Annotated in this window: 13 protein-coding genes and 2 tRNA genes; all 15 read right to left on the reverse strand. The window is 64.8% G+C overall.

Translation table 11 applies throughout. The features are described 5' to 3' along the window. Nucleotides 1-2112: an NADH-quinone oxidoreductase subunit NuoG gene (gene nuoG, locus BT183_RS05810; protein ID WP_072339833.1), complete on the reverse strand. Its 2112-nt coding sequence runs from the start codon at nucleotides 2110-2112 to the stop codon at nucleotides 1-3. Between the two features lie 4 nt (nucleotides 2113-2116). Beyond that, on the reverse strand, nucleotides 2117-3424 hold the full coding sequence (gene nuoF / locus BT183_RS05815) for an NADH-quinone oxidoreductase subunit NuoF (RefSeq protein ID WP_072339835.1): 1308 nt from the start codon (nucleotides 3422-3424) through the stop codon (nucleotides 2117-2119). Nucleotides 3425-3427: 3 nt separating this feature from the next. After that, nucleotides 3428-3628 (reverse strand): hypothetical protein, encoded by a 201-nt coding sequence (locus BT183_RS05820; protein ID WP_072339837.1) that lies wholly within the window; start codon nucleotides 3626-3628, stop codon nucleotides 3428-3430. Further along, nucleotides 3628-4893, reverse strand: coding sequence for an NADH-quinone oxidoreductase subunit NuoE (nuoE, locus tag BT183_RS05825; RefSeq protein ID WP_072339839.1), 1266 nt, complete (start codon nucleotides 4891-4893; stop codon nucleotides 3628-3630). Before nuoE ends, BT183_RS05820 begins: the two co-directional genes overlap by 1 nt. 47 nt (nucleotides 4894-4940) lie before the next feature. Further along, entirely contained in the window at nucleotides 4941-6143 is a 1203-nt protein-coding gene (locus BT183_RS05830; RefSeq protein WP_072339841.1) for an NADH-quinone oxidoreductase subunit D, read from the reverse strand. A gap of 2 nt (nucleotides 6144-6145) precedes the next feature. Then, entirely contained in the window at nucleotides 6146-6763 is a 618-nt protein-coding gene (locus BT183_RS05835) for an NADH-quinone oxidoreductase subunit C (protein ID WP_072339843.1), read from the reverse strand. Between the two features lie 8 nt (nucleotides 6764-6771). Next, nucleotides 6772-7350 carry a NuoB/complex I 20 kDa subunit family protein gene (locus BT183_RS05840; protein WP_072339845.1) on the reverse strand — a complete coding sequence of 193 codons (579 nt, stop codon included), beginning with the start codon at nucleotides 7348-7350 and terminating at the stop codon, nucleotides 6772-6774. Continuing rightward, complete coding sequence (locus tag BT183_RS05845) at nucleotides 7341-7706, reverse strand: NADH-quinone oxidoreductase subunit A (RefSeq protein WP_072339847.1); 366 nt, start codon at nucleotides 7704-7706, stop codon at nucleotides 7341-7343. The genes BT183_RS05840 and BT183_RS05845 overlap by 10 nt, the downstream gene beginning before the upstream one ends. 214 nt (nucleotides 7707-7920) lie before the next feature. Then, complete coding sequence (locus BT183_RS05850; RefSeq protein WP_072339849.1) at nucleotides 7921-8460, reverse strand: hypothetical protein; 540 nt, start codon at nucleotides 8458-8460, stop codon at nucleotides 7921-7923. Nucleotides 8461-8623: 163 nt separating this feature from the next. Further along, nucleotides 8624-9151 carry an outer membrane protein gene (locus BT183_RS05855; protein WP_072339851.1) on the reverse strand — a complete coding sequence of 176 codons (528 nt, stop codon included), beginning with the start codon at nucleotides 9149-9151 and terminating at the stop codon, nucleotides 8624-8626. 128 nt (nucleotides 9152-9279) lie between these two features. Then, a tRNA-Asp gene (locus BT183_RS05860) sits at nucleotides 9280-9356 on the reverse strand. A gap of 103 nt (nucleotides 9357-9459) precedes the next feature. Then, a tRNA-Val gene (locus BT183_RS05865) sits at nucleotides 9460-9535 on the reverse strand. Nucleotides 9536-9708: 173 nt separating this feature from the next. Next, complete coding sequence (locus BT183_RS05870) at nucleotides 9709-9984, reverse strand: HU family DNA-binding protein (RefSeq protein WP_072339853.1); 276 nt, start codon at nucleotides 9982-9984, stop codon at nucleotides 9709-9711. A gap of 223 nt (nucleotides 9985-10207) precedes the next feature. Continuing rightward, nucleotides 10208-10858, reverse strand: a complete 651-nt coding sequence (locus BT183_RS05875; RefSeq protein ID WP_072339854.1) for an SdpI family protein — start codon at nucleotides 10856-10858, stop codon at nucleotides 10208-10210. Beyond that, nucleotides 10855-11124, reverse strand: a complete 270-nt coding sequence (locus tag BT183_RS05880; RefSeq protein ID WP_244545250.1) for a metalloregulator ArsR/SmtB family transcription factor — start codon at nucleotides 11122-11124, stop codon at nucleotides 10855-10857. Before BT183_RS05880 ends, BT183_RS05875 begins: the two co-directional genes overlap by 4 nt. Nucleotides 11125-11201 lie beyond the last annotated feature (77 nt).

The raw sequence follows: 11201 nt of genomic DNA on the forward strand, positions 1-11201 counted from the left end.
CTACTCCGCCGCCTGCCGGAGCCCCGACGCGAGCTGGGCGCATTCGCCCATCACGGCCGACGCTCGCGCGATCGGATTGGTGAGATAGAATTCGCTGATCGGCGACGGGAAGCCGCCTGTCTGGGTCTTCGTCGCATTGCCGGCAAGCCGTACGAGATCAGCCGCAGCCTCGGGCGCGATCGCATCGAGCCGCGCCATGTGCGGATACTCGGCATAAAGCTGGCGGCGCAGATCGGCAAGTGAGTCGAAGCCGAGCGGCCTGCCGATCACCGCCGAGAGCGCCCGGATGATCGCCCATTCCTCGCGCGCATCGCCGGGCGGGAAGACGGCGCGATTGGCCATCTGCACCCTGCCCTCGGTATTCACATAGGTGCCGCTCTTTTCGGTATAGGCGGCGCCGGGCAGGATGACGTCGGCGCGGTGCGCGCCGGCATCGCCATGGCTGCCGATATAGACCACGAAGGCGTTGCCCATGCTCGACATGTCGTATTCGTCGGCACCCAAAAGGAAGAGCACGTCGAGCTCGCCCTTCTGCGCCTTGGCCATCTGGTCGGCCGAGCAGACGCCGCCGTCATGGGGCACGAAGCCGATATCGAGCCCGCCGACCCGGCTTGCAGCGCTGTGGAGAACGGCAAAGCCGTTCCAGCCCTCGGCGCGGTCGCCCGCGCCCTGCGCGATCTTGGCGGCAAGCGCCAGAACGTCCCGGCCCGGCTGCTTGCCGACCGATCCATGCGAGAGCGCGCGTTCACCCACGATCACCAGCGGACGCTGGGCCTTGGCGAGAACCTCGCCGAAGCCGCGTCCTGCGGCGATCTCTGCAAGGGTTTCAAAGCCCTGGCCCAGATGCTGGTAGGGATAGGTCAGATCGACCTTGGCCCCGATCAGTGCCACAGGCACGCCCTTGGCGCGCCAGAGCTTGCGGATGCGGGCATTGAGAACGGCGGCTTCATAGCGCGGGTTGGACCCGATGATGAGCACCGCATCGGCGTCCTCGATCCCCGCGATGGTGGGATTGAAGAGATAGCTCGCCCGACCCCATTTCGGATCGAGCCCCGACATCGGCGGGCGCACATCGGTGTTGCCCGAGCCCAGCGCCGTCATCAGCGCCTTCATGGCGAACATGTCTTCGACCGACGAAAGGTCGCCGGCGATGGCGCCGATGCGGTTGCCGCCGGCCGAGCCTTTGATCGCCTTGGCGACCGCCGCGAAGGCGTCGGCCCAGCTGGCCGCCTGCAAGCGCCCGGCCTTGTTGCGCACATAGGGCCGATCGAGCCGCTGGCTCTTGAGCCCATCCCACACGAAGCGGGTCTTGTCCGAAATCCATTCCTCGTTGATCGCTTCGTTGACGCGCGGCAGGATGCGCATCACCTCGCGACCACGGGCGTCGACGCGGATATTGGAGCCCACGGCATCCATCACGTCGATCGATTCCGTCTTGTTGAGCTCCCACGGCCGCGCCGAGAAGGCATAGGGCCGCGAGGTCAGCGCGCCGACCGGGCAGAGATCGATGACATTGCCCTGCAGCTCGCTCGACAGCGACTTTTCGAGATAGGTCGTGATCTCGGCATCCTCGCCGCGACCGATCAGGCCCATTTCGGAGATGCCGGCGACTTCGGTGGTGAAGCGCACGCAGCGGGTGCAGTGGATGCACCGGTTCATCGAGGTCTTGACCAGCGGCCCGATATATTTGTCCTCGACCGCCCGCTTGTTCTCGGCATAGCGGTTCTTGTCCACGCCATAGGCCATGGCCTGGTCCTGCAGGTCGCACTCGCCGCCCTGATCGCAGATCGGGCAATCGAGCGGATGGTTGATCAGCAGGAACTCCATCACGCCTTCGCGGGCCTTCTTGACCATCGGCGTGTTGGTGAACATTTCGGGCGGCTCACCATTGGGGCCCGGACGCAGGTCCTTGACCGACATGGCGCAAGAGGCCTGCGGCTTGGGCGGCCCGCCCTTCACTTCCACGAGGCACATGCGGCAATTGCCGGCCACGGAAAGCCGCTCGTGATAGCAGAAGCGCGGAATTTCCGCCCCGGCAGCCTCGGCGGCCTGCATCAGGGTGAAATAGTCAGGGACCTCAACGAGTTGCCCGTCGACCTTGATCTGAGCCATCGGCTTACTCCGCGGCAATCGACGGCACGGCGCCGTCGCTGGTCGAGGACCAGGTATATTGATCGATCCGCTCTTCGATGACGTGGCGGAAATTGCGGATCAGCCCCTGGATCGGCCAGGCCGCGGCATCTCCGAGCGCGCAGATGGTGTGGCCTTCCACCTGCTTGGTCACCTCGAACAGCATGTCGATTTCGCGCTTCTGGGCGCGGCCTTCCACCATGCGGGCCATGACGCGCATCATCCAGCCGGTGCCTTCGCGGCACGGGGTGCACTGGCCGCAGCTCTCATGCTTGTAGAAGGCCGAGAGGCGCCAGATGGCCTTGATGATGTCGGTCTGCTTGTCCATCACGATGACGGCGGCGGTTCCCAGCGAAGAACCAACCTCCTTGAGACCGTCGAAATCCATATAGGCGTTGCGGATCTTCTCGCCGGGCACGCAGGGCACCGAGGCCCCGCCGGGGATGACGGCGAGCAGATTGTCCCAGCCGCCGCGGATGCCGCCGCAATGCTTTTCGATCATCTCCTCGAAGGTCACGCCCATGGCCTCCTCGAAGGTGGCCGGGGTATTCACATGGCCCGAGACGCACATCAGCTTGGTGCCGGTATTGTTTGCGCGCCCGATGCCGGCGAACCATGAGCCACCGCGCCGGAGGATTTCGGGCACCACGGCGATCGATTCGACATTGTTGACGGTGGTCGGGCAACCCCAGACGCCCATGGCGGCGGGGAATGGCGGCTTCAGGCGCGGCTGGCCCTTCTTGCCCTCGAGGCTCTCGAGCAGCGCGGTTTCCTCGCCGCAGATATAGGCGCCGGCGCCGTGATGCACGATGATGTCGAAATCCCAGCCGTGGACATTGTCCTTGCCGATCAGGCGGGCGTCATAGGCCTCCTGCACCGCATGCTCGAGATGCTGGCGCTCGCGAATGAATTCGCCGCGCACATAGATGATCGCGACATGCGCATCCATAGCGCGCCCGGCGATCAGGCAGCCTTCGACCAGATGGTGCGGATCGTGGCGCAGGATCTCACGATCCTTGCAGGTGCCGGGCTCGGATTCGTCGGCATTGACGACGAGATAATGCGGCCGCCCGTCATTGACCTTGGGCATGAAGGTCCATTTGAGCGCGGTGGGGAAACCGGCGCCGCCGCGCCCCCTCAGCCCGGACGCCTTGACCTCGTTGGTGATCCAGTCGCGCCCGAGATCGATGAACTCGCGCGTGCCGACCCAACCGCCCCGCGCCTTTGCGCCTTCAAGGCGCCAGTCGCGCTGGCCGTAGAGATTGGTGAAAATGCGGTCCTTGTCGGCGAGCATGGTTCAGCCTGCCCTGTTGCGCGAAACGAGAAAAAGAAACCAGAACGCGACGCCCAGCGCCGCCGCAGCGATGGTCACCACGGCATCGAGCGGCAGGATCGCGGGAAGCAGCAGCCGGAAGATCACCATGGCCGCGAGCACGAAGCCCACCCCGAGCAGGATGGTCTTGAGCGAGAATTCGATCTGCATGTGCGATTTCGCCATCAGCGCGGATCCTTCCCGAAGCGGCGACGATACTCCTCGATCCCGCCCACGGCCAGAGCGTCGGCCTGGGCCAGCCAGTTGTCACGCGCCACCCGGCCGCGGAAGCCCAGTTCGCCCTCGACCAGCGCGATCTGCTCCTGGGTCAGCTTGCCGAGCTGGGCATAGGTGACGATGCCGATCTCGTTCAACGCCTTCTCGATCCCCGGGCCGATGCCGGTGATGAGCTTGAGGTTGTCGGCCGGGCCCTCGGGGCGATCGAGCAGCTGCTTGCGCACCTTGCGGGCCGGACGATCCTCGACACCCGCCGCGCTCGCGCCGTCGCCGGGCGCATTGGCCACCGGCTTGTCGGGGGCCCTGCCCTCGTCGATCTTGCCGGCCGGCGACTCGGCGCCGGTCGCACCGGGCCGCATGGCGTCGGTATCGGCCGCGAGGGACGAGGCTCCGGCGTCGTTGCGTTCGGCTTCGGCTTCGGCGGTAGTCACCTTGGTCTCGGGCCCACCCGGGCTCTTGATGGCAGGCGCGGCTTCTTCGCTCACCTCGCGCTTGCGACCCGGCGTCGTCGGCTCCTGGGCAGGCGCTGCTGCGGCAGGTTGTGCAGCCTGAGCGGGCGCAGCCGGGCTCGGCAGCGGAGCGGTGCGCTCGCGACGCGCGGTCGGCTCTTCGGTGAGCGTCGAAGCGCCGGCCTCAGGCGCTGAATAGATGCGCGCGATTTGCGGGCCGGGACGCACAGTGTCGCCCCGCCCGGCGGCGAAGGCGTCGATGATCTCTTCCATCCGCGCCGGGGTCAGGTCTTCATAGGTGTCGTGGAAAATCGCCACCATGGGCGCATTCACACACGCGCCCAGGCACTCGACCTCTTCCCAAGACAGCGTGCCGTCATCGTTGAGATGGAACGGCTCGGGATGGATCTTGCGCTGGCACACCGATCGAATGTCCTCGGCGCCCCGCAGCATGCAGGGCGTCGTGCCGCAGACCTGGATATGGGCGCGGGTGCCGACGGGCTTGAGCTGGAACTGCGTATAAAAGGTCGCGACCTCGAGCACGCGGATATAGGGCATACCCAGCATCTTGGCGATCGACTCGATCGCCGCCCGGCTGATCCAGCCATCCTGGTCCTGCGCGCGCATCAGAAGCGGGATGACCGCCGATTGCTGCCGGCCCGCGGGATATTCAGCAATCTTGCGCTCGGCCCAGCGCGCATTGTCCTCGCTGAAGGCGAAGGTCGGGGGCTGCACGGCCTCATCTGCAAGTCGACGTACCGACATGGTTCAGTATTCCAGATCGTTGGCGCGGGCGGTGACGGGACGACGGCTCATCGGTCGACCTCGCCGAACACGATGTCGAGCGAGCCCAGAATGGCCGCCACGTCGGCCAGCATGTAGCCTTGGCAGAGGTAATCCATGGCCTGGAGATGCGCGAAACCCGGCGCACGGATCTTGCAGCGATAGGGCTTGTTGGTGCCGTCGCTGACCAGATAGACGCCGAACTCGCCCTTGGGCGCCTCGACTGCGGCATAGACCTCGCCCGCCGGCACCTTGTAGCCTTCGGTGTAGAGCTTGAAGTGATGGATGAGGGCCTCCATCGAGCCCTTCATCTCGGCGCGCTTGGGCGGCACGACCTTGCCGTCGGTCGAAGACACGGGCCCCTGCCCTTCCGGCCGGTTCAGCTTTTCCACGCACTGCTTCATGATGCGGGTCGATTGCCGCATCTCTTCCATGCGGATCAGATAGCGATCGTAGCAATCGCCATTCGAGCCGACGGGAATGTCGAAATCGAGCTCGTCATAGCACTCATAGGGCTGGCTCTTGCGCAGGTCCCAGGCCGCACCCGAGCCCCGCACCAGAACGCCCGAGAACCCCCAGGCCCACGCATCGGCAAGCGAAATGGCGCCGATATCGGCATTGCGCTGCTTGAAGATACGGTTGCCGGTCAGGAGCTGGTCGATATCCTCGAGCGCCGGCAGGAAGGTCTCGCAGAACCGGCCGATGTCATCGACCAGATCCTGCGGCAGGTCCTGGTGCACACCGCCGGGGCGGATATAGGCGGCATGCATGCGGCTGCCCGAGGCGCGTTCATAGAACACCATGAGCTGCTCGCGCTGCTCGAACCCCCAGAGCGGCGGGGTCAGCGCACCGATGTCCATCGCCTGCGTGGTGACGTTCATCAGATGCGACAGCAGCCGCCCGATCTCGGAATAGAGCACGCGGATCAGCTGTCCGCGCCGCGGCACCTCGAGGTCGAGGAGCTTTTCCACCGCAAGCGCGAAGGCATGCTCCTGGTTCATCGGCGCGACATAGTCGAGCCGGTCGAAATAGGGCACGGCCTGCAGATAGGTCTTGGTCTCGATCAGCTTTTCGGTGCCGCGATGCAAAAGCCCGATATGGGGATCGACGCGCTGCACGATCTCGCCATCGAGCTCCAGCACGAGCCGCAGCACGCCATGGGCGGAAGGGTGAACAGGGCCGAAATTGAGCGTGAAATTGCGAACCTCGGCTTCCGAGGAGATGGCGTCCATCGTCATGATCTGGCCTTTTCGTCGCCCGGCAGCACGTAATCTGTTCCCTCCCAGGGCGAGAGGTAGTCGAAGCTGCGAAATTCCTGTGCCAGCTTCACCGGCTCGTAGACGACGCGCTTGCGCTCTTCGTCGTAGCGCACTTCCACATAGCCGGTGGTGGGAAAGTCCTTGCGCAGCGGATGCCCGTCAAAGCCGTAATCGGTCAGGATGCGCCGCAGGTCCGGATGCCCGGAGAACAGGATGCCATAAAGGTCGTAGGCCTCGCGCTCGAACCAGTCGGCGCCGGGAAAAAGCCCGGTGATGCTCTCGACCGGTGTATCGCCATCCACCTGCAGCTTGACGCGGATGCGGTGATTGAGGGCCGGGCTCAGCAGGTGGTAGACGACCTCGAAGCGCTCCTCGCGCTCGGGATAGTCGGCCCCGCATACATCGATGATGCTCGTGAAGCGGCAGCGATCGTCATCGCGCAGGAACTGCACCACCGTGCGAATCGCCGTGCGCGCAATAACGATGGTCAGCTCGCCATAGGCGATGCGGTGGTCGAGGACCGCTTCACCGAGCGCGCCGACAACATGCCCGGACAAGGTCTCGAGCGCCGCAAGTCGTTCTGCATGTGCCATGACCGATCCTATCTCTCGATCGTGCCGGTACGCCGGATCTTCTTCTGCAACAGCAGAATGCCGTAGAGCAGCGCTTCGGCCGTCGGCGGGCATCCGGGGACATAGACGTCCACCGGCAGTACGCGATCACAGCCGCGCACCACCGAGTAGGAATAGTGATAATAGCCCCCGCCATTGGCGCAGGAGCCCATCGAGATGACGTAGCGCGGCTCCGGCATCTGGTCGTAGACCTTGCGCAGCGCCGGGGCCATCTTGTTGGTCAGCGTACCAGCCACGATCAGCACGTCGGACTGGCGCGGCGAGGCGCGCGGGGCAACACCGAAGCGCTCGATGTCGTAGCGCGGCATCGACATCTGCATCATCTCGACGGCGCAGCAGGCCAGGCCCGTCTGCATCCACATCAGCGAGCCGGTCCGGGCCCAGGTGATCAGGTCATCGACGGCAGCAACGAGAAAGCCCTTATCGGAGAGCTCGTCCGACATCTCGGCAAAATACGGGTCGTTGGCGCCGATCGGCCGGCCGGTCGCCGGATCGATGCGCCCCGTCGGCTGCGGCGCAACGATGGTGCGCGTGGTGCTCAATCCCATTCCAGGGCCCCTTTCCGCCACTCATAGACGAAACCGATGGTCAATACGCCCAGAAACACCATCATGGACCAGAAGCCGAACCAGCCAATGTCGTTAAAGGCCACCGCCCATGGAAACAGGAAGGCGACTTCCAGGTCGAAGATGATGAAGAGGATCGAGACGAGGTAGAACCTCACGTCGAACTTCATGCGTGCGTCATCGAAGGCGTTGAAGCCGCATTCGAAGGCAGACACTTTTTCGGGATCGGGGCGCTTTATCGCCACGAGGAAGGGCGCGACCAGAAGGGCCAGCCCTATGACGGCACTCAGGCCGATGAACAGGACGATCGGCAGATAGTCGCTGAGCAGGTCGGTCATGCGGCAGCAGTCCAATGGCTCGGCCGGCCGGGGATCTGGCCGGCGACGCCCGCGCGCGTGGACCCTTGAATGATCTCGTTCCGCGGGGGGTCGATGTTGCGATGGGCTTATCCCACCGACCCCACCGATTCAAGGGAAACAAAACCTGACTAGCGTAGTCTTGTTATCCCTGTGAATGTCGTAAAATCTGTTCGTCGTACAGAGTTTCAGGGGCTTAGCGGATGTGCCACAGCAGGCCGCCACTCACCTTGCCGCCATCGGGACCGCCCCCGAAGGCACCCAGCCCGAGCGCCTCGCCACGCACCCCCAGCTGGTCGGTCACGGCAAACTCCACGCCGCCGCCAAAGGCATAGGAAAGGTCGCCGTCCACCCAGCCACCACCGGCCGTGCCATAGAGCAGCGCGTTGTCGCTGACATAGCCGCCGGCCTTGGCAAGCAACAGCGTGTCGAAGCCCACGAGCCCGTCGCCATTGTAGAGCAGCTCGGCCTGCACCTCTGCGCCCGCGAGGATGGCGTCGGTGACCGCGAAATTGTTACCGGCGACGACGCCGACCGTGCCCACCGTGCCGGCCTCGTCGAGGGCACCCGCCCCCAGCGTGCCACCGAGATAGAATCCCTCGAAATTGAAATAGGGGCTGACCGGCGCCGGCCCGAGCCCGCTGTCGCCACCAAAGAAATCAGCCGCCGACGCGCCGGTGACACACGGTGCAGCAAGAGCGACAGCCAGAGCCAGTCCACGCGCAGTCTTGATCATCGCCGAACTCCATGAAGCGAACCCGACTCATTATGCGCGCGCGACAGGGGGACGGGCCAGCCAGGTGCCGGACATCTCTCAAGCTACGGCTAAAATTGTATCAATCGCGGCCACGGACTGGCGACGCCGTCTGGCCTCTGTGTGCCAGAATGAAACAATCGGCTCAGAAGTGGAAATTGGCGCCCAGGCTGAACTGGTTGCCAGCGTCTCCGCCATTGTTGGGCAGCTCCCGCAGATACTGGCCGCGCAGCGTCACATCGTCATTGAGCGCCAGTTCGACGCCACCCCCGAGCAGGAAGGCGTCCTCGGCAGTCGTGCCCAGCTGCAGGCCATAGCCGCCTGCGGCGTACACCATCACCTCGTCGCTCACGAACACCCCTGCCCGCCCCAGCAACTGGCCATAGGCGGTCGTGTCGCCCTCGACGGCCAGCCCCTGCACCGAGACTTCCGCGCCCACCAGCACGAACTCGAGCGCCGCGTTGTAGCCCAGCGAAACACCAAGCCCCACGGCTTCGGCATCGCCTCCCAGCTGGCCGACGCCATAGACGCCCGCATAGAACCCGGACCAGTCCGGTCCGGTCGCCGAATCGTGGATGGGAACGTCGGCCATGCCGAGCGGCACCGTGATGGGATCGGCCGCCATGGCCGGGGCTGTCATGATGAGAGTGGCAAGGGCAATCGCTGCGCGCATCCTGAATGCTCCCGATCCTTCAGGCCATCGCGACGACATCGCGACCCTGGCAGAACAACGCCCAGACATATGGGGTCGTTCGATGCAGATTTGAAGATGTCTGGAAAAGGAGCCAACTGCGGAAGCAGTGGCGGGAGTGACGGGGCTCGAACCCGCGACCTCCGGCGTGACAGGCCGGCGCTCTAACCAACTGAGCTACACCCCCGCAGCGCGACTTGTGCTCGCGGAGTGGCGTCTGTTTATTCAGCCCTCGCTCCCAAGTCAAGCGCCCCTATCGCATTATTTTGGGACGATTTTTTCGGGAAGACTGGTGGGCGGTGACGGTCTCGAACCGCCGACCCTCTCGGTGTAAACGAGATGCTCTACCAACTGAGCTAACCGCCCGCGGATCGGCGACGCCGACGATCCACAAGCAGGGCTCTAGGGCTTTGTCGGGCCCTCGTCAACACGGTGGCGGCCCGAAAAAGATTGGCCCCGGCTTGCGCACGGGGCCATCGATGCGACTGTGTTCCGTCAGGACGCGCCGGAGTGCCTCTTGAACCTCCGGCGCCTGCCGATCAGTTCAGCGCGTCCTTGAGGCCCTTGCCGGGCTTGAACTTGGCCTGGTTGGAGGCCGGGATGTTGATCTCTGCACCAGTGGCAGGATTGCGGCCTACGCTCGCCTTGCGCTTGGACACCGAGAAGGTGCCGAACCCGACCAGGCGCACTTCGTCGCCGCCCTTGAGCGAGGCGGTGATCGCGTCGAACACCGCGTCGACGGCGTCGCCGGCCTGCGCCTTGGTCAGCCCCGCCTTTTCGGCGACGACGCCGATCAGATCGTTCTTGTTGGACATAGCGTTTCCTCACGAATGATAAGCCCGCCGCAAGGGGCGAACCAAAACGCGGCCACACTTTGTCGATTCTGGCCGTAAAGCAAGGATTTCCGGGGCTTTCGGCCATCCGAACCGGGCAAAGCTGTTAATGAGACGCCAATTTCGCGCCCTGTTCGTCTCGATCACGCGCGCTGCACAAGAAAGAACCGCAGAGCGCGAGGCCCGTGACCCCGATGATTCGCGCCTATGCGCGGCGCGCCATGGCCGTTCCGATGAGGATACCCGCGAACGCAGGAATCACGACCGCCGCCACGATCAGGACGATGAGCGTCGTCGGGCCGGGCGACAAAAGCGCGGCGCCCACGAGAACAAGGCCGCTCAGCATCATCAGGCGGCCCGTCCAGAGCTGGGTCACGCGCCAGATGCGCGGGTCCGACATGATCTGGGGCAGCCGCACGCCGGCAAGCCGATTCGGGCGCGATTTCGGCAGGGCGTTGCCGAGGCAAAGGATCTGCAGCCCCACCATCAGGGCGATCAGCCGAGGCATATCGACATCCAAGCCCAGCCCCAGGGCCAGCGTGGCGAGGGACAGCGCCAGTGCCAGGGCGACAACGCTGCTGAGGGCGACCGACATCACATGGCGTGAGGCGTCGAGGTCGCCGCGAAACCGCGGCAGGCGCAGCACCGCCCCGAGGGCCACCACGACCAGTGCCAGCAGCGCCGGCAGCGCGAGGGCGATCGCTGCCGGCGCAAAGCGATCCGGCGCCCCCGAAAGCCCCCAATGCACCGGCAGCGACCGGTCGAGGGGGATGAGCGCATAGCCGCAAATGGTGGTGACCAGCAGAACCGCAAGCAGGATGCGGGTCAGGGGCGAAAGCACCGAGTGGCTCGTCATGGCTTTTTCTCCGTCAGGTCGAGCAGGCCTTTCAGCGCGTCTTCGAGCACGCTGAGATTGAGGTGGTAGATGAGGCTGGTGCCCTGTCGTTCGACCGTCACCAGCTCCGCGTCGCGCAACTTGGCGAAATGGGCAGAGAGGGTCGGCTTGCTGAGCTCGAAATGCCCCGCAAGCTCGCCGGCGCTCATCGGTCCGGCCTTGAGCCGCGAGAGAACCTCGCGCCGCACCGGATGCGAGAGCGCCTCGAAGACGGTGTTGATCGGCAAGACCAGGCTCCAGTTCGCTGTCCGCGCTCTTATTTCGTTGTTTCTCTAATTAGAGTCAAGTCGAACAATCTGAAAAA

It is taken from the genome of Devosia enhydra, assembly GCF_900119845.1.
In the GTDB taxonomy this organism is placed as follows: domain Bacteria; phylum Pseudomonadota; class Alphaproteobacteria; order Rhizobiales; family Devosiaceae; genus FPKU01.

Coding starts and splice junctions, on each gene's coding strand:
- BT183_RS05830 (WP_072339841.1), bottom strand. CDS start 6,143: ATGGACGCCATCTCCTCGGAAGCCGAGGTTCGCAATTTCACGCTCAAT.
- BT183_RS05820 (WP_072339837.1), bottom strand. CDS start 3,628: ATGGCGAAATCGCACATGCAGATCGAATTCTCGCTCAAGACCATCCTG.
- BT183_RS05840 (WP_072339845.1), bottom strand. CDS start 7,350: ATGGGATTGAGCACCACGCGCACCATCGTTGCGCCGCAGCCGACGGGG.
- BT183_RS05835 (WP_072339843.1), bottom strand. CDS start 6,763: ATGGCACATGCAGAACGACTTGCGGCGCTCGAGACCTTGTCCGGGCAT.
- nuoG (WP_072339833.1), bottom strand. CDS start 2,112: ATGGCTCAGATCAAGGTCGACGGGCAACTCGTTGAGGTCCCTGACTAT.
- nuoE (WP_072339839.1), bottom strand. CDS start 4,893: ATGTCGGTACGTCGACTTGCAGATGAGGCCGTGCAGCCCCCGACCTTC.
- BT183_RS05855 (WP_072339851.1), bottom strand. CDS start 9,151: ATGCGCGCAGCGATTGCCCTTGCCACTCTCATCATGACAGCCCCGGCC.
- nuoF (WP_072339835.1), bottom strand. CDS start 3,424: ATGCTCGCCGACAAGGACCGCATTTTCACCAATCTCTACGGCCAGCGC.
- BT183_RS05870 (WP_072339853.1), bottom strand. CDS start 9,984: ATGTCCAACAAGAACGATCTGATCGGCGTCGTCGCCGAAAAGGCGGGG.
- BT183_RS05850 (WP_072339849.1), bottom strand. CDS start 8,460: ATGATCAAGACTGCGCGTGGACTGGCTCTGGCTGTCGCTCTTGCTGCA.
- BT183_RS05875 (WP_072339854.1), bottom strand. CDS start 10,858: ATGACGAGCCACTCGGTGCTTTCGCCCCTGACCCGCATCCTGCTTGCG.
- BT183_RS05845 (WP_072339847.1), bottom strand. CDS start 7,706: ATGACCGACCTGCTCAGCGACTATCTGCCGATCGTCCTGTTCATCGGC.